This is a genomic window from Pedobacter sp. JY14-1 (assembly GCF_029269825.1).
Lineage (GTDB): Bacteria > Bacteroidota > Bacteroidia > Sphingobacteriales > Sphingobacteriaceae > Pedobacter.
The window spans coordinates 367,483-389,275 of sequence record NZ_JARJHU010000003.1; the positions used below are offsets into that span (position 1 = coordinate 367,483).

The window sequence follows — 21,793 nt, forward strand, 5'->3', positions numbered from 1 at the left end:
AACTTATTATGGGGTATCTGCAGTAGGTCAATACTTACAACAGATACCCCGTTTTTATAAAGATAATAAAGGACGGATATACATGCTTTCCAGGGCTGAAAGGAGATTCATCAGGTTGAACCTGATCACGATAGTGGTAACGCTATTGGTAGTGCTCGCCGGGGGTGTGGTGCGGAGTACCGGATCCGGAATGGGCTGTCCGGACTGGCCGAAATGTTTCGGGCAATATATACCACCTACTTCCGTGAACCAGCTTCCCCGTGATTACCAGGAGAAATTTGTGGAGCAACGGGTCGCTAAGAACGAACGTTTTGCGAAGACGCTTGACAGAATGGGCAGGTCGCATCTTGCAGAGGAGATTCGCCGGGACCAGTCTATCCGTGAACCCGAGGTTTTTAATGCGGCAAAGACCTGGACGGAATATGTGAACCGGCTGGTAGGGGCTTTAACCGGTCTCTTAATGCTGACCCTGGCGATAATGTCGCTTACCTACAGGCGGCTGGCTACGCGCATCACGGTGCTGAGCATAGTGAATATCTTTGTGGTCGGTTATCAGGCCTGGTTGGGTTCCATCGTGGTTTCGACCAACCTTCTGGCCTGGATAGTGACTGTACATATGCTGCTGGCGCTGGTTATCCTGGCTATACAGGTCTATACTTACAATTACGCACAGCGTCTTCACCGTGAGCCTACCGTAGTGATGGCAAGGGTGGGTTGGCCGAAATCCCTGTTGCTGGTAGCGATCGTCATCAGTATCGTGCAGATCGTGCTGGGTACCGAAGTCAGGGAAGGTGTAGACGAGGTATCCAGGAATATGGCGTATTCCGGTCGTGAAAGCTGGCTGAAAGAAGTGGGAGCGGTGTTCCACTATCACCGTGATCTGGCCATTGCCGTACTTATTGTGAATATCATCATTTACAAGATGGTGAAGGACCGGTTCAGCGGAAAAGCAGTCGAACTGAATGTTGCAAACGGCATTGCCATAACGTTGATTATACAGATTGTAAGTGGTGTGGTGCTCGCTAAGCTGGCGCTGCCTCCTTATGCACAGGGAATACACATCCTTTTCAGTACGGTATTGTTTACTTTGCAATATTATTTGTATCTGCTGGTCTACAGGACCCGTACATACCAACAAAATATCAGTTAGGATTTGAAACAGTTTTTTAAAGATTTCTCCAAGCTCATTAAGTTCCGCCTGACTTTCCTGGTGGTATTTTCGGCATCGATCACATTCCTGATCGGTTCCAAGGTTGCTGTGGGAGGAGGCGAAGCGCCGGGTATAGACTGGATGAACTGGCTGATACTGATCGCGGGTGGCTTCCTGGTGACTTCGGCGGCTAATTGCTTTAACGAGGTCATCGAAGTGGACCTGGACAAACTGATGAGCAGAACAAAGGACAGGCCGATGCCTGCCGGGCATATGACTACAGGACAGGGGCTGGTCTCTGGTCTAGTCATGGGTATGCTGGGTACCTGGCTGCTTGGCCGTCTGAACATTGAGACTGGATTGTTGTCCGTTTTCTCCATATTTCTGTATGCTTTTGCTTATACGCCATTGAAACGTAAGTCGCCGGTTGCGGTATTTGTTGGAGCGATACCCGGGGCACTACCCCCGCTGATCGGTTATGTCGCCGCCCATGGAAAGATCGATAAGATTGCCGTGATCTTATTTCTGGTCCAGTTTGTCTGGCAGTTTCCGCATTTCTGGTCCATTGCCTGGGTATTGGACGATGATTACAAAAAGGCAGGGTTCCGTCTGCTGCCGACTACGCACAGGGACAAGGTAAGCGCTTTCATTACGCTGCTCAGTACACTGATACTGATACCTGTGAGCCTGTTGCCGACATTTTACGGGTTCGGTGGTTATTTCATTGCCGGGGTTTCTCTTGTGGCGGGGCTTATCTTTGCCTGGCTGGCCTTCAGGATGTGGCGCGATATGGAACTGGGTGATGCAAGGAAAGTAATGTTCTGCTCCTTTTTTTATTTGCCGGTGGTGCAGTTGGTTTTATTGTTTGATTTTATAACTAAATAAATGGTATATACATTGGATAAAAAAAATCTGAAGGATAATGCTCAGCCTGACCTTAAACCGAAAAAGTTTGTTGTCTGGTTATTTGTGGTCTCGTCGCTGATCATGTTCGGAGGATGGACGAGTTATTATATTGTATTTTCAGCGGCCAAAGGTAAGGGACATGGCCTGGTGCTGCCTGATCTTTTCATGTACAGCACCGCGGTGCTGCTGTTGAGCAGCCTGTTTTTGTTCCTGGCTTCCAGGGCACTGAAGGGCGGCGATATCAGTCGTCAGCGGATTTTCCTGTTTGTGACACTTGCACTTGGCTTAGTGTTCGGTTATCTGCAGGTTTCGGCATGGGGCAGTATGGTGAGGACGGGAGCGTTCTTTTCCAATAACAACGCAGCGATCTCGATGATCTATGTGGTATCGGGGGTTCACCTGCTGCACATTGTAGCGGGTCTCTGCCTGGTGCTTAGTGCGCTGGTGGGCAGCTATCTGAACATTTCTTTTGAGCGGAGGAAGTTCCGTATGGATATCGCCGGTATATTCTGGCATTTTATAGATATATTATGGATATATCTCTATGTTTTTTTACTTTTGAACAGTTAGATTTTTTAACAAACCATTACTATTTACAAGATGAGTTCACTAACACAATTAGATCAGGTAAAAACTACCCCATGGGCGGGAGGCCGCTCACCATGGTCAGTAGAATATGGTAAGATCATGATGTGGTTTTTCCTGGTTTCTGATGCATTTACTTTTTCTTCGTTACTGATTTACTACGGAGCGCAGCGCTTCAGTAAGTTTACCTGGCCGGCACCTGATAAGGTATTTCAATCCATTCCTGGTGTTATGGACCACGGAGCCCCCCTGGTATTCGTAGGTATTATGACCTTTATCCTGATCATGAGTTCGGTAACGATGGTACTTGCAGTGGAGGCCGGGCACAGGCGCTCTAAAAAGGAAGTGATCGGCTGGATGGTAGCTACGATCATCGGAGGTCTGATGTTCCTGGGCTGTCAGGCGATTGAGTGGACTCACCTGCACCATGACGGTTTCTGGTGGGGAGAGATCCCTTCTGCGGAGCATCTGAAGGAGTTCTTTAACGGGCCGGTATCTCTGGTAGCCGCGCAGCAGTTTGCGAACCTGTTCTTCACCATTACTGGTTTCCACGGTTTCCACGTGTTCAGTGGTGTGGTGATCAATATCATTATCCTTTGCATGACCATTAACGGAACCTTCGAGAGAAGGGGACATTATCTGATGGTTGAAAAGGTAGGTCTGTACTGGCACTTTGTTGATCTGGTATGGGTATTTGTATTTACCTTCTTTTACCTGGTTTAATTATAATTCTTTAAAAATATTACCATGTCTGAACATCACGTACATACTGAAGAAGCTCACGGTCACGATGACCATGCAGGACTTTCAAAAGGAAAGATCTGGCAGGTTTTCGGCATCCTGTTGCTGATCACCGTTATTGAATTTATCATTGCGCTTTGGGTAATCCCTCACGGGTATCTTACCCAGAAAGTAGGTAATTATTTCTATATCGTGCTGACTTTATTCAAGGCCTACTACATCGTGGCTTATTTCATGCACCTTAAATTTGAAAAAACAGGCTTTCAGCTTGCAGTGACCTTAGGTTTCATATTCATTATCTATTTCATTGTGCTGATGATGATTGAAGGCGGATACCTGCACCTGCACATGCCTGTTATTTAATGAAGCCTGTTTCTTTTAAAAAAATACTGATCCTGGTCACCATTTTAGCGGTACCAGGATTTTTATATTATCTGCTCCAGGAAAAGGGCAAGAACCGTTACAAGCCGCTGCCCTATTTCGGGCCAAAGGTCATCGCGCAAACTTTTCATTCGGTAATGGGAAAAAAGGTCCGCGATACCATTTACCATGAGGTGAAGGACCTTTCCGGTATCAACCAGCATGGGGATTCGGTAAACTGGGATGCCTATAAGGGGAAAGTGGTCGTATTTGGCTTGTTTTACTCGAAGGCGAAGACAAAGGGTGTGGAATTTGCGATGAAGGCGATGCGTGCGTTCGATGTTACTTATGCGACTAACGAACGGGTACATTTTGTAAGCCTGAGCATGGACCCGGAAGCGGATACACCTGCTGTATTGGCTAAATATGCAGATCACCTCCATGCAAAGGCCGGTAAATGGGATCTGGTTACAGGCGACAGCACGCAGATCTTCGACTTTATTAATAAGCAATTGCAGGTGGATGCGCACCGTATACCAGGTATTGGCCAGGGAACACCCGTAAGTTATACCTATAGTAATTTATTTGTGCTGGTTGATCCTCAGCACCACATCCGGGGCTATTATGAAGCAACTAATCAGGAGGCACTTTCCAAGCTGGACGATGAAATCAAGGTACTGATTGCAGAGATACTGCGTAATACCGAAGACGGCAGATAGTAAATAAATAAGAAAAATGAAATTTAACGACAGGTTCTTTATCCGGTTAATCTGGATCTTAACAGCAGTGGTACTGCTGGTGGTAATCGCCTTAAAACTTGTACCCCCACCTCAGTATAAACCGGGGTTTATTTACCTGCTGCCACATATTATCGGCGGGATCAATGCGACTTGCTCAATCCTGTTGCTGGTGTCGCTGTTCTTTATCAAAAGAAGGCAGATTCAGGCACATAAGGTGACCAATGTGATTACATTTGTGCTTTCTGCGTTGTTCCTTGTATTTTATATTGTTTTCCATCTTTATGAAAAGGACACCAAATTTGGTGATATAGACCATAACGGGGTGCTGTCTGCAGCTGAATTGGCGGCAGTGGGCGGTTTGCGCTATATCTATTTCTTTATCCTGGCCACTCACATTATCCTTGCGGTAGTTGTGCTGCCGCTGATCCTGATCAGTTTTCTGAGGGGATTCAGCATGCAGGTTGAGCGGCACCGGAAGATCGTTCGCTGGGCATACCCCGTGTGGCTGTATGTAGCGGTAACAGGTGTAGTGGTGTATGTAATGATATCGCCCTATTATAATTTTTAAGGCATTGGACGAAAGGCTTTTGCATTGATTTTCCCTATATTTGTGAAATGAAGAGGATAGTATATATCGTGATGTTGGTGTTGCTGCTGGCGGGTTCGCAGATCAGTCCGGTCAGTGCGCAATGTTCCATGTGTACGGTTAATGCAGAGCAAAGTGTTAAAAATGGCAACACCCAGGGAAAAGGCCTGAACTCAGGTATTCTTTACCTGCTGGCCATACCTTACCTGATGATTACAGGAGTAGGTGTCCTCTGGTACCTTAAATACCGAAAAAAGACTGTCCGGTATGCCGAAAACAGCTAAGTTCAGGGCCATTGTCCAGGCAAAGTGCCCGCATTGCCGCCGCGGTGATATTTTTACAGGTACACTCTATGGCTTTGATGTACAGCGTACAAAGGAAAACTGTGATCATTGCGGCCAGCGGTTTGAGATTGAACCCGGATATTTTTATGCAGCGATGTATGTGAGTTATGCAATGAACGTGGCGGAAATGCTTACGGTAGGAATCGCTACTTATGTGTTTTCAGGAGGTAACCTTGAATTTGAATCGCTGTGGCTTTACCTGCTGGTGATTTTTACCGGCTGTTTACTTTTGGCCCCTATTAATTATCGTTATTCACGGGTGATTTTGCTACATTGGCTCTCGCCAAAGATCAAATATGATCCTGAATATGATAAGCCATGATCCAGAAAGATACCTTAACTTTTCTTAATGACGTAGCCGTCAACAATAATCGTGAATGGTTTGCTGAGCATAAGGAGCGCTACGAAGCTGCAAGGGAGGATATGCTGGCCTTCATTGATCAGCTCATCCCGGAGCTTTCAGCGATAGATCCTGCCTTCCCTGCCGATATTTCTGCCAAACGCTGTCTTATGAGGATTTACAGGGACATCAGGTTCAGCAAGAATAAAGATCCCTACAAGACTAATTTCGGGACTTCGTTCCGTATGAAAGGAGTGTCCGAACCGGAATATTACCTGCATGTGCAACCGGGAAAGAGTTTTCTTGCCGCAGGTTTCTGGATGCCTGAGGCAGATATCCTTAAGAAGATCCGCGAGGAGATCGATTATAATACTTCGGAATTTGAAGCCATTGTTGGTGCCAGGGAATTTGGAAGCCTGTTCAAACTTAGTGAAGAAGATAAACTGAAGAAGGCGCCGAAGGGCTATGAGCATGACCATCCCGCCATTGAACTGCTTAAGCTGAAAAGTTACATTGCCATTTGTCCCTTAAGGGATGAGGAGTTGCTGAAAAAGGATATCGTGAAAAAGTTGAAAACTGCCTTTAGTGCGGTTTATCCCTTTGTCTTATTTTTGAGGAATGCTGTAGCGCAATGAAGGGCTGCCTGAAGGCTCAGGCTGATTACGATTACACACAATGACCTATATACACGGATGAAGAAGATCATTTTATTTTTGTTTGCAGTACTGTTTGCAAGTGCATTCAGTTCCTGTGTTGTCCTTTCTACAAAAAAGTATAAATCATTATTGTCCAAACAGGATTCCCTGGACAGGGGCTGGACGGCCTCGCAGGAAAAGAATGCGAGCCTGGAACAATTGATTGCGAGGCTGAGAAGAGATACAACCGGCTTAAGCAGTGCCCTGGCGGATCTGAAAGATCAATATGCCAAAATGGGGAATGATTACAGTAAACTGAAGACAAACAGCTCTTCAGAAATCGACAAATTGAGCAGTGACCTGAAAAAACGTGAACAACGGTTGAAAGAGGTGGAGGAGATTTTACGTAAGCGCGATGAGGCGACCAATCAGCTCAAGGAAAAATTGCAGCAGGCTCTGCTGGGCTTTACCAAGAGCGGGTTGAGTGTGGATATCCGCAATGGAAAGGTGTATGTTTCTCTTACAGATAAGTTACTGTTCCCCTCCGGAAGTATCATTATTGATGAAAAAGGAAAGCAGGCCCTGAGCCAGCTGGCAGATGTACTGAAACAGCAGCCTGAGATCAATATTGCGGTCGAAGGTCATACAGATTCTCAGAAGATTACCAATCTGGGGCAGATCAAAGACAACTGGGATCTGAGCGTACTCAGGGCAACTTCTGTCGTGCGCTTTCTGACTGACGTGAGTAAAGTAGAAAGTGTACGTATGACCGCTACCGGCAAGGGCGAGTTTCAGCCGCTGGATTCCAATAGCTCTGCTGATGGCAGAAGCAGGAACAGGCGTATTGAGATCGTGCTTTCACCTAAGTTGGATGAGCTGTACGATCTGATCAAACAATAGCGTATGCCTGCATAGAAAGTCTTTTGTTTTTTTAGAATAGGAGAATGCCCCTCTTATTTCCCCGAAATGACGGCTTGACTAAAACGGACTGCTGAAATCTTTAAAGGCGGGCAGGACCAGGTCTTTTTCTGAAAGCAACAGCTCTTCAGGTGAGAGGTCGCTGTTCCAGTCGATACCCAGGTCGGGATCGTTCCAGATAACCCCGGTTTCGGATGCCTTATCGTAATAGTTAGTAACTTTATAGGTAAAGATGGTCTGGTCTTCAAGGGTCAGGAAACCATGCAAAAAACCTGGAGGTATCCATAATTGCTTGTGGTTTTCTCCACTCAGCACAAGGCTGTAATATTGTCCGTAGGTAGCTGAGGCTTTGCGGATGTCAACGGCAACATCGAGTACGCTGCCGCTAATGACCCTTACGAGCTTGCCTTGTTCGAAGGGTTGGACCTGGGCATGCAGGCCGCGCAGGGCTCCTTTCTGGGAAAAAGACTGATTATCCTGCACAAAAGTGGTACTTATGCCTGCAGCGGCCAGTTGGCGCGCACTGAAGCTTTCGTAAAAGTAGCCGCGGCTGTCTTTCCAGACTTTGGGCTCGATGACCAGGAGGTCTTTGATCGGGGTTTCGGTAATGGTCATGGGTCAGGCGATATACTCCATTAAGGTTCTGAATGCCAGTGCACGTTGCTGGAATTTTTCTAAGGCTTCGGCTTGTAGCGCATGGGCATAGCTGTCCCGGTATTCCAGGTATTCTCCGATGTTTTCGGCAACATACTGAGCGCAGTAGGTAACGCCTTCATTAGGCGAGTCCAGCACGCGGAGTAAACGGTAGGACACGAACTTGCCCGTTTCCATAACTTTGGGAATGTGTTCTTCCTGCATCCATTGCAACCACTCTTCGGCGATGCTTTCCTCCAGGATTGAGGTAACGTTGTACAATAGCATGGGCATAAAGATAGGAACTATGAGCCAATATTGTCGCCTCTAAGTTTTCGAAAGCGTTTTCTGGCCTCTGCAGCAAACATGCTGCCGGGATGCTCAGTGATGATCTGCTGGTAAAGTACCTGGGCCTGGGCCGTGTCTTTCAGCTCGTTTTCGTAAAGGCCGGCCAGGGTAAACAGCGCGTCGTCCATCCAGATGCTGCCAGGCTGCCCGGAGATCAGTTCTTTTAGGACTTTTATGGCATGGTCAGTGTCCTTCATCTGCAGGTATACTTTACATTTCGACATCATAATGTCGTCTGCAAGGCTGTTGCCCGGATAGGCGACAGGAATGCTGTCAAGTTTGGCCAGTGTTTGTGCGTAGCGGTGCCGGAACAGGAGCAGTTCGGCATCTGCATACATCTTCAGGGCGTTGCTATCTGCCGGGGTTTGCAGGTTATCAGAGATCAGAAGGCTGAGATTGAGGGCATCATTGGCGATAAGCTGCGACGTGGAGGCTTTCAAAATATCAGCCTGTGACTTGGCATACTGAAAGTTGCCCTGGTAAAAGGACAATTTTGCGGCGCGGTAATGGGCCTCATTCCCTGTAGGCTGGCCTTCAAACTGTTTAGCGACTTGTTCATAGATGAGAAAGGCTTCCCAGGGCTGCTGTGTCAGGATATAAATATCACCCAGATCAAGCTTGATCTGTCCTGATTCTGAGGTTGATACACCGGGCACCTCCAGGGCACTTTCCAGTGATCTTTCGGCCTTGTCGAATTCACCCAGATAATAGCCCTGCAGCCTGGCCAGTTTTCTGATGGCGTAGACGGTATTGGGTGTTTTGCCGTATTCTGCCAGAATGGTCTCATATTCTGCGGCAAGCGCTGCGATAGCGGCCTTGTCATACTGGTCTCCGATGACCATCTGATATCTTGCCTCTACCAGTTCTACCCGGGCCGGCAGGTACCAGGCATTGTCTTTACCTTTGCTTAGGAGGTACTCATAGGCTTTGATAGCCACGGCATAAGCCTTATTGGCAAGGAAGGTGCCTGCTGTATTAAAAAGAATGCCTCCATCGTCTTTTATGCGTTTGTCCTGGGCGATGAGCTGCCGCAGTGCCATTTCATACTGCTGCTGCTGAAGGTACCCCCAGATGAGCAGTTTGCTGTAAGTCTCGGTTTGCGGTTCTTTCTGAATTTTTTTGAGCAGTGCACCCTGCAGTAACTGGTAGTCGGCATTGTCCTCAAAGACCGAAGCCAATACGGTTTCTGCCTGCAGCAGCAATTCCGGCTCGCTGCCTAAGGCAGTGATATATTCCTGGATGAGCATTTGCTTATCCTTTTTAAAACGGTATATGCTGAGGAGTTCATAAGTGAAGCGTTTTTCATCTTTAAGCAGCTTCCGCCCTTGCAGAAAGGTTGTGATGGCCAGGTCATAAGCCTGAAAGCCATAAAAGAGATTGGCGAGTTCCCTGATTTTAAATTCCTCGGCAGGCAGTTCATTAATGGTACTCAAAAACTGCCTGGTGGCCTGCTCTGCCTGTCCTTTTTCCTGGTAAAGTCTGCCCAATGCGAGGCTGTAATGAAAATTCTTTGGGTTTTGCCTGGCCAGCTTGGTGGTTATTTTTTCGGCCTCGTCCAGGCGTTTCAGCCGAATCAGGGAATTGTACCAGAAATCGAAATAAGTATCGTTCTTGGTGTTGCTGAAGAGTCTGCTGAAGATTTCTGCCGCCTGTTCATACTGTCCCTGTTGATAATACTGAAAACCAAGTGCATCATCTATGCCTTGTTGCGATCTGGAATACAGACAACTGAACAGCAGCAAGAGGAAGAGGATGTTTTTCTTCATAAGCCTAAAGTACACATTCAGTAACAATATTGGTGGATAATGTTCACACTTAGACCCTGTTGTGTAGCTTTGCAGGAAGAAATAAAATATGACTGGTTACCTGCGCTGCTTTCTGTTACTCCTGCTTGTTTTTGCGGCTTCCTGCCGGCAGGACAAGGCCAGACTGCTGCCAGTGGATGCTTTCTTCAAATCACAGGATAAGATTGCTTACCGGTTATCTCCTGATGGCGAGCATTTGTCTTATCTGAAACTGGAGGGAAAGAGTCAAAACCTCTACATTGAGGAGATCGCTACCGGAAAGCCAAGGAAGATCACGAGTCTTGAGGAGAGGAACATTGTCTTTTATCTTTGGGTCAGCAACAGCGAACTGGTGTATTATAAAGAGTTTGATGCGGAGAGGCGGCGGGCTGATATGTTCATCATCAACAAAGATGGCAGTAATGAACGGCAGCTGACCAATAACGAAAAGAGCAGGATCAAGATACTTGAAGATCAGCTGATCGATGACCGTTACCTGCTGGTGTCGTCCAATAAACGGGATTCGACCGTATTTGATGTGTACCGGCTCAATGTACGTAATGGCAACATGGAAATGGCTGCGCGCAACCCTGGAAACATAACCGACTGGATCACGGATGCTGAAGGTAAGCTGAGGCTGGCAATCAGCAGCGACGGGGTGAACCAGACCCTGCTGTACCGTGAAAACGAAAGCCGGTCCTTTAAGCCGGTCTTCACCAATAATTTTCAGACGACATTCCGGCCGGTGGCCTTTGTGCCGGGACAGCCTGGCTCTGTTTATGCGATCTCCAATATTAACAGGGATAAATCTGCACTGGTACAGGTGGACTGCAATACGGGCAGGGAGCAAAAGGTATTGTTCAGTAATCCTAAGTTAAATGTTACTGAGGCTCAGTACTCTAAGCGGAAAAAGCGCATTTCATTTGTTGTTTATGAAACCTGGAAAAAAGAAAAGTACTTCCTGGACGACTCGGTAAAACACCTATACCATAATCTGGACAGTCTGCTGCCTAAAACGGAATGTCGTGTATTTGAGCGTGACCGGGCAGAGTCGGTATTTATCGTCAGGACTTTTACAGACCGTAATCCCGGATCTTATTACCTTTATTTTGAGAAGGCCCGGCGTCTGCGTAAACTAAGTGATTTTAACTCTGCTATACGTGAAGAGGAAATGTGTGAAATGAGGCCGGTCACTTTCGCAACCCGTGACAGTCTTCAGTTACAGGGCTATGTAACCTTGCCGCGTGGCAGAAAGCCCGAAAAGCTGCCGGTTGTAGTGCTGTTGCATGATGGACCTTTCGGGCGGGATCTCTGGGGTTATAATCCTGAGGTGCAATTCCTGGCCAACAGGGGATATGCGGTGTTTCAGATCAATTATCGTGGTTCCACAGGTTATGGCAAGGCTTTTGGTGCCGCGGGTTTTAAGCAATGGGGCTGCAAGGTACAGCACGACATCAATGACGGAGTGCAGTGGCTCATCGGTCAGAAGATCGCTGATCCGAAAAGGATCGGGGTCTATGGTACTGGTTTCGGGGGCTTCATTGCGCTGAGTGGTTTATCATCCGGTAAGGGTACCTATGCCTGTGCCGCTGTCAATTCAGGAGTCATCAATTTATTTACATACCTGAAGTCTATTCCGCCATTTCTGAAACCCAACCTGCAGATGTTCTATGAGATCATTGGCGATCCGGTGACCGATGCGGACCGGATGAAACAGACTTCGCCACTTTTCCAGACGGATAAGATCAATGCACCGCTGTTTGTCGCCCAAGATGTCAAAGATCCCAATGTCAATTTAGGGGAAACGATACAGTTTGTCAAAAACCTGCAGAAGAGGGGCGTTGCCGTGACCTACCTGGAGAACGAGGGTAACCCTGTTTTCGGCAAGAACGAAGAGAACCGCAGGAAATTCTATACGGCACTGGAAGCTTTCCTGGAAATAAACCTGAATAAGAAATAAGTAGCGGCTATGGCGGCAAAGGATCTGAAGACGGGCTATAGGAAAAATTTTTCCCTGATCATTACCTTCATTATCCTGATGTCGGTACTCTTTCTGCTTTCGCTCGCCCTTGCTTACCGCTTCAGTACAAAGTTTATTGAAAATGAATTTGTCTCGGAGAAGGTAAATGTACTTGAACAGAGTATCAGGCCTTATAATGATTTCTTTCAGAAGAAGCTGCCCGAGGTTTCTTACTATAACGGTTATCTTGATTCTGCTACCGCCGGGAGCTTTGCGGATACACTGCTGATGCAGTACCCCTTTGTCTCTAAAGTGATCTTTTACGATTCGGAGGTACGGAACACACCTGTAGCTGACGGACTCAACACGGGCAGGTTTTCATTTGGTCCTAAAAGCATCTATCAGTTCGGGCCGCTTGTACCACTGGACTCGGTGAAGCTTTTCTCACGGGAGCGGCCACGAAACTTCGTCATCGGTGATGATTTTAATGCGCTGGCCATTAAGCTGGTGAGTTATATTGAAACCCTGGATACCAGTAAAACACCCAGTCAGGAAGAACTGTTCAGCAACTTCAGTAATATTAGATCGAACAAGATCACCTATCTCAATATTCCCCGTATCGAGGATCTGAAAACTTATAAGACGATGATCAGGCGCGAACTGAAGTCAATGCCGGTGTACCAGCAGGACATGATGACTTTCCAGCTTGACCCGGGCAAAATACGCATCATTAATTCCAGGCCCCTGCTGTATCAGAACATCCGCATTGAACCGGTCACCTATGATCCGCTGACCCTTTCCGAAGCCTACCTGACAACGGAAATTACTTTGCCCGGCCCTTTTTCAGACTATAAGCTTTACTTTGTTTCTTCGCGGTCTTTCATTGACCGGGAAATACTCAGTTATTTCCTGCCGGTTGCTACCGGTATCCTGGTGTTTTACGGTATTGTCGTGCTGGTGGCTTTTCTGATTTACCGGAACCTGAACATCAATCAGAAGATGTTCAAGCTACAGTATGATTTTATGAACAACCTGACCCATGAGTTTAAGACGCCTGTGAGTGTCATTAAGATTGCGGGGAATAATATCAGGAGTGCAGGCAGCCTTTCACAGAAGGAACTGAGTACTTATGGGAAGATACTGGATGAGGAAGCCGATAAGCTCAATGGCCTGATGAATAAACTGCTCGCCTTTACCCAGATCGAAAACAAGTCCATTGAGCTGAACAGGGACCGTGTGGATATAGATGAGTTCCTGTCGGGCACGGTCGATACGCACAGGCTGAAACATCCTGATTTCGATTTTACCTATGAAGTCCAGGGTTTCAGCAGCTTTGTTACCGATCCTGTATTACTGGGCAGCCTTTTTGACAACCTGGCCGAAAACGCTTATAAATATTCTCCTGCCCATCGTAAAAAACTGCATGTTGCTGCTAAGCTGATCAAGGGTAAGGTCGTATTCCATTTTACTGATCAGGGTATCGGTATCCCGGCATCGGAATTGGGGAATATCTTCAAGAAATTCTTCCGTGTACAAAACCAATACAACCAAAACGGCAGCGTGGGCCTTGGCTTGGCTTTCTGTAAGGAAGTCGTTAACTTTATGGAGGGTGAGATCACGGTAAGAAGTAAAGTGGATAAGGGCACCGAATTTAAAATCGTATTACCATTTAATGATTGAATATGTCTAAGGGAATTAAAATACTGATCGTGGAAGATGATGAGAACCTGCGTTTTCTGGTTGTACACCGCCTGAATGCTGAGGGCTATGAGGTGCTGGAAGCGGGCGACGGGGAAGCCGGAGAGCGTATGATCCTGGGAGAGAAGCCGGATATCGTATTACTGGACTGGATGTTGCCTGGAAAGCAGGGATCAGAGGTTTGTGCGCATGTACGGGCGCAGGGCTTCGACAACCTGATCATTATGATGACGGCCAAGGCCCAGGATGTAGACAAGATCGATGCGTATAATTTCGGCGTATCCGACTATGTGACCAAGCCTTTTAATATGGATGTGCTGGTAGCCATGCTTGACAATAAAGTGAAGTTCCTGCTCAATAATGACCGTTCGGAGATCCATCGTTTCGGGGATATGGAGCACCACCCTAATGTACATACCTTATTTAAGAACGGCAGAAAGATAGAGCTGACGATACTGGAGAACAGGATACTGCTGTACTTTCTGCGAAACCCGCATAAGGTCATTAACAGAGATGAACTGATGCTGGTGGTGTGGGGCTATAATTCCGATGTCAATACGCGCACGCTGGATATGCATATTGTCAGGTTGCGGAAAAAGATTGAGTCTAACCCGGATAACCCACAACTGCTGCAGACTGTACGTGGCGTAGGCTACCGGTTTAATCCTGGTTCCTGAGAAATTATACACCCAGCATACAAAGCAGGGGTGTGATACCCGAAGCGACAAGCAATGCGATATATTGAAGCAGCATAGTACCATCCAGGTATAGAAAATAGTAATATTCATCTTTCCTGATCTCTGATTTGAAGATGAGCCAGCCGGTGAGCAAAAGGGTAAGGCCCAGGCCGATGATGTCTGGAACCGCGGCTTGGTCAAAAAGGATGAGCAGCAGCAGATACAGGAGTAGCAGAAACTGGCAGAAGATGTATGCCTTGCGTTCTCCGAGCATGACCGGAATCGTCTTTAGCGCATAAAGCTTGTCCTGGAACAGGTCTCTGATGTCGAAGGGCACCGTAATGGCCGCAACGAATAGGAAGCGTTTGAATACGAGTAATAATGTTTCTGCTGAAGAGATATTGACCTGGTGGTTGCGTTCCAGCTCTACGATGGGCAGCAGTACGCAGCTTACTGCCCAGATCAGCGCAATGAGGAAGAGTTTTATACCCGGGATATTGCGCAGGCCGATCTTCTGCTGGTTGAGCACCAGAAAGGGCATATTATAACCTACTGCCAGCAAACCTGTAAAGAGCATCAGCATTTTAGACTCGATGCTCAGGTACCATAGGCCAAGAGGGATGAGACAGAGCACTGAGATCATGGTCATGGAAATGATCATCCTGTGGTGGGAAAAGATCCATCTGACCCTGACGTACGGTGACTTTTCGGGAGCGGCTGGTTTGGACAGCAGCATGGCGAAGTTATAAAGGGCAAGTGTAGAGAAAAAAAGGAAAGCCAGCACATATTTGTCTGCCGGCATTTTGAGCAGATGATAAGTCACCATTCCCTGGGCGACTGCACACAAGGCGATGAACACATTACTGAATAGCAGGAAGTCAAGAACAGAAAGGGAGATTCGCTTTATCATCTGCTTTGAAACAGGGAAATCAGGCCCGCTTCAATTCAAATATCGTGATTTCCGGCAGAATTCCAACCCTGCCCGGATAACCCAGAAAGCCGTACCCCACATTGACGTATAACTGTTGTGTTCCCTCGCGGTAGAACCCTGCCCATTCTTTGTAAAGGTACTGAACGGGGCTCCACTGGTAATGTTCTGTTTGCAGGCCGAACTGCATCCCATGGGTATGGCCGCTGAACATGGCGTCGATCTGCGGATATTTTTCCAATATTTCCGCCCGCCAGTGTGAAGGGTCGTGCGAAAGCAATAGTTTGACCGGTAAATCGGCGGTGTTTTTTACCGCGAGGTCCATTTTGCCATATTTCGGAAAGCGGCCTGTGCCCCAGTTTTCAACGCCAAGGATGCCAATTTCCTCACCGTTCACTTTTAGTCTCCGGTTGTCGTTCATCAGCAGGTCCCAACCCATCAGCTCGTGGGTCCTGATCAGACTTTGCAGATTTTTTGCCTTTTCAGCAGAAGGCCCTTTCCCGAAATAGTAATCGCCGTAATCGTGGTTGCCCAGACTGGAATAAACACCCAGCGGAGCTTTTACCTTTGTAAAGATATCCTGGTAATCGCGCATTTCGGAAGCCAGGCTGTTGACCAGGTCACCGGTGAAAAAGATGAAGTCGGGTTTTTCCGCCATTAGCATTTCCACCCCGCCTTTTACCGCACGTGGGTTGTAAAAGCTTCCGGAATGGATATCAGAAATCTGGCCCAGCCGAATGCCCTCGAAGGCTTTCGGCAGATTTGGCAATATGAGCTTGCGCCTTTTTACGTGATAATCATAGGCCCCCGAGGTGATTCCCCAGGTGAGTGAGCCCAGCGGTACGGCGGCAGTAATCAGCCCTGCCTTTATCAGGAAAGCAGAACGGCTTATCGGCTCACCTGCGCTCATCTGTCCGGAGGAGGGTTCCCCGGTAGTGGGTTTTGTAAAGGATGGATTCCTGCGCAACCTGATCACCAGCCTCCTGATGTCGTCGGCAAGGAGAAAAGGCAGCATAACAAATTTGCAAACTACGGTCAGGAAAAATGCTACCAGTACTATGGAACGCAACGAGAGGTAAAATATGGGCAGGGTTATATAGATGGAGACGAAGACGCCTAGTATCAGCAGGAATGTATAGCTCCACCAGATGGTGCTGAACCATCGTTTTGTACGGTGTTTCCAACCAGGAAACACGCCTAGTATAGCACGAAAGCAGTAATAATCAAATACAAGCAGAAAAGCCGACAGGCCCAGGATCAGAAATAGCCGCCCCATGATCAGTATCCTGTATCCTCGTTATCGTCATCTTCGTAGTCTGCAGTACCCGGACTGAAAAGACTTTCAAACATGTCTGAGAAACCGAAACCGCTGTTGAGGTAATTTTTGCTCAGCTGGGAATGTTCTGCCAGTCCGTGGAGAACAAATTCCATGAGCAGCAGCGTCTGGTTCTCACTTAGTTTGGCATGGAATTTCTTTACCAGGTCATAGAGGCCGTTTACTCCCATCAGTACTTTCCTGTATTGTTGAAGGTTCAGGCTGTCGGAGATGTCCAGCGTGTTGCCTTCGGTAAACCAGTCCGTAATTTTAGTGTAGGGATTGGCTATTTTGCTTTTCTTTGCCTTTTCCGGGTCCGGGAAGAAAAGTATAAACAGGCTCTTTATGGCTTTTCCAATCAGAATATTGGCAACTTTTGCCGGGCCTTCCAGTTCGCCTTCATAGACCAGCTCGATTTTACCGGTTATTGCAGGAATGATACCCGCCAGGTCTGACATGCGTACGAAAGTGCTTTCCTCTCCGCAGACCAGCATCCTGCGTTCTGCAGTGCTTACCAGGTTTTCATATGCGGAAATTGTGAGGCGGGCAGAAACTCCCGATTTCTGGTCGATGAACTCACTTTTGCGGGCTTCGAAGGCTACCTGCTCCACCAGGTCTTTAACCAGGCCGTCCACCTCAATCAATTTTTGCTCGGGGGTCAGTCTGGCTTCCTGAAAGGTGATTTTGCGGGAAACGGCCACTGTTCTGGGATAATGGGTCAGGATCTGACTCTCGATACGGTCCTTCAGCGGGGTCACAATGGAACCTCTGTTTGTATAGTCTTCAGGATTTGCCGTAAATACAAACTGGACATCAAGCGGTAACCTGAGTTTAAAGCCTCTGATCTGTATGTCTTTTTCCTGCAACATGTTGAAAAGGGCCACCTGTATCCTGGCCTGCAGATCGGGCAGTTCGTTGATCACGAAGATGCTGCGGTGCGCGCGAGGGATCAGCCCGAAATGGATAACGCGTTCATCGTTATAGGTGAGCTTTAATGAGGCCGCTTTAATAGGGTCTACATCGCCGATCAGGTCAGCAACGGTCACATCAGGTGTTGCGAGTTTTTCAGTATAGCGTTCTGAACGGTGCAGCCAGCTGACAGGGGTATTGTCGCCGTGGATATGGATTTCATGTCTGGCTGCCCAACTGATGGGGTTTAACGGATCGTCAAAGATTTCGCTGCCGCTTATGTACGGAATGTATTCATCCAGCAGGTTGACCATCAGCCTGGCGATGCGTGTCTTTGCCTGGCCTCTCAGCCCAAGCAACAGGATATTGTGCCTTGAAAGAATCGCGGTCTGGAGTTCAGGGATTACTGTTTCGTCATAACCCAGAATACCTTCGAAGCCTTCTTTCTTGTCTTTCAGCTGTCTGATCAGATTCCTCCGCAGTTCATCCTTTACGGAAAGGGGCTGGTATCCGGAGGCTTTCAGGTCGCCAAGCGTCTTTATCTCGTGTATTTTTATGTTGTTGTCCATTTGCTACCTTACTGTTTTCCTTCTGTTTTTTATGTAGTCCTCAAAAATATATTCTCCCAGGCCATTCAGGGAACTGTAAAAGGCCCTGCCACCGTTGATCTGGGTGAACTGCCTCACAAAACTTTGTAAATAGGGATCCCGGGCGATCATGAAGGTGGTGATGGGGATTTTCAGCCGCTTGCATTGCGCAGCCATATTCAGCGTCTTGTTCACGACCTTTCTGTCGAGCCCCATACTGTTCTTGTAATAGCGTCCGTTTTCTTTCAGACAGGTGGGCTTACCATCGGTGATCATAAAGATCTGTTTATTATGGGTTTTTCGCCTTCGGAGCAGGTCGGCCGCGAGCTCGAGTCCCGCAAAGGTGTTGGTGTGGTATGGCCCCACCTGTAAATAAGGAAGGTCTTTCAGCGTAATCGGCCAGGCGTCATTACCAAAGACCACAATATCCAGTGTATCCTTGGGATAGCGTGTCCGGATCAGCTCAGCCAGCGCCATTGCTGTTTTCTTGGCCGGGGTGATGCGGTCTTCACCATACAGAATCATCGAATGCGAGATGTCGATCATCAGAACAGTGGAGGTTAAGGTTTTATAATCCTTTTCCTCTACTTCCAGATCGCGCTCTGTCAGGGTGAAATTGCCGAGGCCATGATTGATCTGTGCATTTTGTATCGAAGCAGTCATGTCAATCTGATCCAGGCTGTCGCCGAAGGCAAACTCGCGCCTGTCTGCGTTCTTTTCTTCGCCTGTTCCTGAAATATTGCTGTTGTGGTTGCCTTTACCCGCTTTCTTCAGCTTGCCGAAGATCTCTTCAAGTGCCGATTGCCGGATCGTTTGCTCGGTTTTAGCGGTGATCTTCAGGTCCCCGTCGCCATTTTCATTAATATATCCTTTGTTTTTCAGGTCTTCAATGAAATCGCCCATGCCATATTCGTCTGTGGTCAGCTGGTATTTTTTGTCCAGTTCATTCATCCAGGACAGTGCCTCCGAGGCGTCGCCGGCCGTATAATTGAGCAATTGGGTAAACAGTTTGAGCAGGTCATCGAAACTACCCCTGGGCAAATCACTGGGTGTAAAGTCGGAAAAGCTGAATCCTCTCATAATACCTTGATCAACGGTATACCGAAGGTAAATGTTTACTGCTGTACAAATGTTAAGTGCTTGTAAAAATCAGCGCGGGCTGTTCGAGGATAGCGCGCGGTTGGCACGTTTCACGGCCAGACGTTCCCGCCATTTCGCATAGGGGGCCTTGAAGGTCATCTTTAAGACGCTGTCCAGACCTCCTTTTACAGCAATGTTAAATACACTTTGTGCCTTCCTGACAAATGAAGCATCCCAGGCACGCAGCGTCAGTGAAAAAGAGCCATCCAGATATTTCATCCAGTGCCACATGCCGGTAGGCATAAAGAGGGTGTCACCATGTTCCAGGATCACTTCGTAGCCTTCAACGCCCTTCAGGGCCGGGAATTTTTCGAAATCCGGGTTGGCTACGTCGTAATCTTCCAGCGCATAAGTGGCATTGGGGATGCAATACAGCCTTTTCTTCCATTTGTTGTCAAACAAGATAATATGCTTTCTGCCGCCGAAGTGCGTATGGAAAAGGTGAGGGAGGTCGATGTCGTAATGAAGGAAGGTCACTGAATTTGAGCCACCGAAAAACATAGCAGGCATACTTTCTATGAAGCCACCCATCAGATCTTTGGGAATTACAATATCGTCTACCAGGCCGGGGGCATGCTTAAACAGGTTGAAGAAAAAGATGCGTAACTCGGTAGGCTGAGAGCGGATCAGGTCAAGGTAATCGCCGAAGCGCATATTGGCTACTGAAGCATTGATGGGTTTACTGGGGTCGGCCTTGGAGTTGTCCATCAGGCTCACGTTCACTTCACCTGCCAGACTTTTCAAATAGTCTGTAGTCCATTTTTCACGGGCAGGCCAGTTTTTGGTCAGACCTTTAATGACCAGGGGTCTTCCCGCGTCCAGATAGTTTTTTTTGAAGTCAGCGGGGCTGATATTTTCAACAGTATCCACCGGCTCTAAAATAAAGCTCATATTAATTGAGTAAGATACCTGTTAACGGCTGAATGCAGTTACTGACCTTATTAGCGCAAATGTAAACTAAAATCCAAAATAAAAGAGTGTATTAGTAAGGTTTCTGGCCGGCGAGTGCGCGGTTTGCACGCTTCACGGCTAGTCCTTCTTTCCAGCTCATATATTTCTCCCGGAAATTGGCTTTCATGAAATCATCAAATTTGCGTTGCAGGGTCAGGTTGTAGAGGCTTTTTGCCTTTACCGCCCAGCTCCGGTCCCAGGCGCGCAAACTGATGGAGAAAGAACCGTCCAGGTATTTCATCCAATGCCAGTAGCCGGTAGGCATAAAAAGTGTGTCGCCATGTTCCAGGAACGCTTCCGTACCTTTTACACCTTTCAGTGCAGGGAATTTGTCGAAATCAGGTTTTTCGACGTCATAGTCCTCAAGTGCATAGGTTGCGAATGGAATCTGGTAGAGCCTTTCTTTCCACTTATAGTCAAACAGGATCACGTGTTTGCGGCCATTGAAATGAGTATGAAAAATATGCGCGAGGTCGATGTCGTAATGCAGGAAAGTGACCGACCCTTTGCCTCCGAAGAACATGTTAGGATAACTGTCCAGGAAGCCGCCCATCAGGTCTTTTGGTGCCCGGTAGTCATCAAGCAGTTTTGGCGCATGTTTGATCGGATCGAACAAAAAGATGCGCAGGTCGGTGGGGGTTTCTTTAATCAGGTCGATATAATCGGCAAACTTCATTTCCGCTGCGGAAGCGTTAATGGGTTTGGAAGGGTCTGCCTTAGCACTGTCATATAGGGGTACGGTCTGGTCACCTACCACTGTTTTCATGTAATCGAGGTCCCACTTGCCATAAGCAGGCCATGTTCTAGCCATATTTTTAATGACCAGTGGCTTGCGCGGCCTGAGGTAGTTTTTTTCAAAATCTTCTTTAGAAATCTCGTTTACAACGTCGATGGGAGACAAGTCGAAATTCATATTGCTCGTGCTATGTTAATGCAATGTTAAAACCGAGCTAAATTATTTAATATTCGACTGCGCTGTTTATCAACGGATAAAAATTTAAAATATCCTGACAAAAAGCAGGTGAAAGTCAGTTTAATCCTGTGCTTCGAGACCCATCTCTATCCATTCTTCACGGGACGGACCGTAAATCCCGGGTACAGGGAGACCGAGAATACGCATGATCACGGTCATCTGCCCGCGGTGGTGCGATTGATGTGCGATCAGCACGCGCAGTACCTGTCCTTTAGGCCAGTCTTCACCGTACATCGGCACTTTATCGCCCAGGGCGGAGTCTGTCCATTTCAGTTTTACTGATTTGCAGAGCAATTCGGCGCTGGTTTTATACTGGTCGGCGATTTCCTGCATCGTATCGGGGAGGGACTGCTGTTCCAACATATCTTCGGCAAGTAAGCCCGCCCGGTGGCCCATTTCGGTAATGGTCTGGGTAAGGTGCCAGGCCAGACGTTCAAGAGAGCGTACAGTCCCAAATACCTTACTTGATTTCGCCTGTTCGGTGATCATCTCAAAAATCTTCAGCGTAAAAGCTTCCTCGTTTTTCCAGTCTTTCAGGAAATCATCTATACTCCGGTACATTTTTCTTTAGTATTTGGTGGGCGC

Annotated in this window: 24 protein-coding genes; 14 read left to right on the plus strand and 10 right to left on the minus strand. The window is 47.5% G+C overall.

Annotated features, from left to right (window positions below):
• Positions 1-82 precede the first annotated feature (82 nt).
• The 11 genes from P2W84_RS07645 to P2W84_RS07695 are packed head-to-tail and all read left to right on the plus strand — an operon-like array spanning position 83 to position 7,287.
• Positions 83-1,150, plus strand: coding sequence for a COX15/CtaA family protein (locus tag P2W84_RS07645; protein WP_276089532.1), 1,068 nt, complete (start codon positions 83-85; stop codon positions 1,148-1,150).
• A 3-nt stretch (positions 1,151-1,153) separates the two neighbouring features.
• On the plus strand, positions 1,154-2,035 hold the full coding sequence (gene cyoE / locus P2W84_RS07650) for a heme o synthase (protein WP_276089533.1): 882 nt from the start codon (positions 1,154-1,156) through the stop codon (positions 2,033-2,035).
• A complete protein-coding gene (locus P2W84_RS07655; protein WP_276089534.1) occupies positions 2,036-2,626 on the plus strand; it encodes a cytochrome c oxidase subunit 3 in 591 nt (196 codons plus the stop codon). It abuts the gene before it with no gap.
• A gap of 30 nt (positions 2,627-2,656) precedes the next feature.
• Positions 2,657-3,364: a cytochrome c oxidase subunit 3 gene (locus P2W84_RS07660; protein WP_276089535.1), complete on the plus strand. Its 708-nt coding sequence runs from the start codon at positions 2,657-2,659 to the stop codon at positions 3,362-3,364.
• Positions 3,365-3,388: 24 nt separating this feature from the next.
• Positions 3,389-3,745, plus strand: coding sequence for a cytochrome C oxidase subunit IV family protein (locus P2W84_RS07665; RefSeq protein WP_276089536.1), 357 nt, complete (start codon positions 3,389-3,391; stop codon positions 3,743-3,745).
• Positions 3,745-4,461 (plus strand): SCO family protein, encoded by a 717-nt coding sequence (locus P2W84_RS07670; protein ID WP_276089537.1) that lies wholly within the window; start codon positions 3,745-3,747, stop codon positions 4,459-4,461. The genes P2W84_RS07665 and P2W84_RS07670 overlap by 1 nt, the downstream gene beginning before the upstream one ends.
• A 16-nt stretch (positions 4,462-4,477) precedes the next feature.
• The gene (locus tag P2W84_RS07675; protein WP_276089538.1) at positions 4,478-5,050 is read left to right on the plus strand and encodes a DUF420 domain-containing protein; all 573 of its coding nucleotides are present in this window, start codon (positions 4,478-4,480) and stop codon (positions 5,048-5,050) included.
• A 47-nt stretch (positions 5,051-5,097) separates the two neighbouring features.
• On the plus strand, positions 5,098-5,352 hold the full coding sequence (locus tag P2W84_RS07680) for a hypothetical protein (protein WP_276089539.1): 255 nt from the start codon (positions 5,098-5,100) through the stop codon (positions 5,350-5,352).
• Positions 5,336-5,734, plus strand: a complete 399-nt coding sequence (locus P2W84_RS07685) for a DUF983 domain-containing protein (protein ID WP_276089540.1) — start codon at positions 5,336-5,338, stop codon at positions 5,732-5,734. The genes P2W84_RS07680 and P2W84_RS07685 overlap by 17 nt, the downstream gene beginning before the upstream one ends.
• Complete coding sequence (locus tag P2W84_RS07690) at positions 5,731-6,387, plus strand: DUF2461 domain-containing protein (RefSeq protein ID WP_276089541.1); 657 nt, start codon at positions 5,731-5,733, stop codon at positions 6,385-6,387. Before P2W84_RS07685 ends, P2W84_RS07690 begins: the two co-directional genes overlap by 4 nt.
• Positions 6,388-6,444: 57 nt before the next feature.
• Positions 6,445-7,287: an OmpA family protein gene (locus tag P2W84_RS07695; RefSeq protein ID WP_276089542.1), complete on the plus strand. Its 843-nt coding sequence runs from the start codon at positions 6,445-6,447 to the stop codon at positions 7,285-7,287.
• 78 nt (positions 7,288-7,365) lie between these two features.
• Here the strand turns inward: P2W84_RS07695 and rfbC are convergent, their stop codons facing one another.
• The 3 genes from rfbC to P2W84_RS07710 are packed head-to-tail and all read right to left on the minus strand — an operon-like array spanning position 7,366 to position 10,052.
• The gene (rfbC, locus tag P2W84_RS07700; protein ID WP_276089543.1) at positions 7,366-7,920 is read right to left on the minus strand and encodes a dTDP-4-dehydrorhamnose 3,5-epimerase; all 555 of its coding nucleotides are present in this window, start codon (positions 7,918-7,920) and stop codon (positions 7,366-7,368) included.
• Between the two features lie 3 nt (positions 7,921-7,923).
• Positions 7,924-8,226 (minus strand): DUF4286 family protein, encoded by a 303-nt coding sequence (locus P2W84_RS07705; RefSeq protein WP_276089544.1) that lies wholly within the window; start codon positions 8,224-8,226, stop codon positions 7,924-7,926.
• Positions 8,227-8,243: 17 nt separating this feature from the next.
• A complete protein-coding gene (locus tag P2W84_RS07710; protein ID WP_276089545.1) occupies positions 8,244-10,052 on the minus strand; it encodes a tetratricopeptide repeat protein in 1,809 nt (602 codons plus the stop codon).
• A gap of 88 nt (positions 10,053-10,140) precedes the next feature.
• On the opposite strand from P2W84_RS07710, the gene P2W84_RS07715 reads away from it, so the two are divergent.
• From P2W84_RS07715 to P2W84_RS07725, 3 genes are read left to right on the plus strand one after another with little or no spacing between them, the layout of a single operon-like run.
• On the plus strand, positions 10,141-12,030 hold the full coding sequence (locus P2W84_RS07715) for a prolyl oligopeptidase family serine peptidase (RefSeq protein ID WP_276089546.1): 1,890 nt from the start codon (positions 10,141-10,143) through the stop codon (positions 12,028-12,030).
• Between the two features lie 9 nt (positions 12,031-12,039).
• Positions 12,040-13,710, plus strand: a complete 1,671-nt coding sequence (locus P2W84_RS07720; RefSeq protein WP_276089547.1) for a HAMP domain-containing sensor histidine kinase — start codon at positions 12,040-12,042, stop codon at positions 13,708-13,710.
• Positions 13,711-13,712: 2 nt separating this feature from the next.
• Positions 13,713-14,405 carry a response regulator transcription factor gene (locus P2W84_RS07725; protein WP_276089548.1) on the plus strand — a complete coding sequence of 231 codons (693 nt, stop codon included), beginning with the start codon at positions 13,713-13,715 and terminating at the stop codon, positions 14,403-14,405.
• A 4-nt stretch (positions 14,406-14,409) separates the two neighbouring features.
• Here the strand turns inward: P2W84_RS07725 and P2W84_RS07730 are convergent, their stop codons facing one another.
• From P2W84_RS07730 to P2W84_RS07760, 7 genes are all read right to left on the minus strand, one after another.
• Positions 14,410-15,315, minus strand: a complete 906-nt coding sequence (locus tag P2W84_RS07730; protein WP_276089549.1) for a hypothetical protein — start codon at positions 15,313-15,315, stop codon at positions 14,410-14,412.
• Positions 15,316-15,334: 19 nt separating this feature from the next.
• Positions 15,335-16,609 carry a metallophosphoesterase gene (locus P2W84_RS07735; RefSeq protein WP_276089550.1) on the minus strand — a complete coding sequence of 425 codons (1,275 nt, stop codon included), beginning with the start codon at positions 16,607-16,609 and terminating at the stop codon, positions 15,335-15,337.
• A 2-nt stretch (positions 16,610-16,611) separates the two neighbouring features.
• The gene (locus tag P2W84_RS07740) at positions 16,612-18,126 is read right to left on the minus strand and encodes a sigma 54-interacting transcriptional regulator (protein WP_276089551.1); all 1,515 of its coding nucleotides are present in this window, start codon (positions 18,124-18,126) and stop codon (positions 16,612-16,614) included.
• 3 nt (positions 18,127-18,129) lie between these two features.
• Positions 18,130-19,224: a VWA domain-containing protein gene (locus P2W84_RS07745; protein ID WP_276089552.1), complete on the minus strand. Its 1,095-nt coding sequence runs from the start codon at positions 19,222-19,224 to the stop codon at positions 18,130-18,132.
• 69 nt (positions 19,225-19,293) lie between these two features.
• Positions 19,294-20,175, minus strand: a complete 882-nt coding sequence (locus P2W84_RS07750; RefSeq protein WP_276089553.1) for a cupin-like domain-containing protein — start codon at positions 20,173-20,175, stop codon at positions 19,294-19,296.
• A 91-nt stretch (positions 20,176-20,266) separates the two neighbouring features.
• A complete protein-coding gene (locus tag P2W84_RS07755) occupies positions 20,267-21,148 on the minus strand; it encodes a cupin-like domain-containing protein (protein WP_276089554.1) in 882 nt (293 codons plus the stop codon).
• Between the two features lie 120 nt (positions 21,149-21,268).
• Positions 21,269-21,769, minus strand: a complete 501-nt coding sequence (locus P2W84_RS07760; protein ID WP_276089555.1) for a DinB family protein — start codon at positions 21,767-21,769, stop codon at positions 21,269-21,271.
• Between the last annotated feature and the right edge of the window lie 24 nt (positions 21,770-21,793).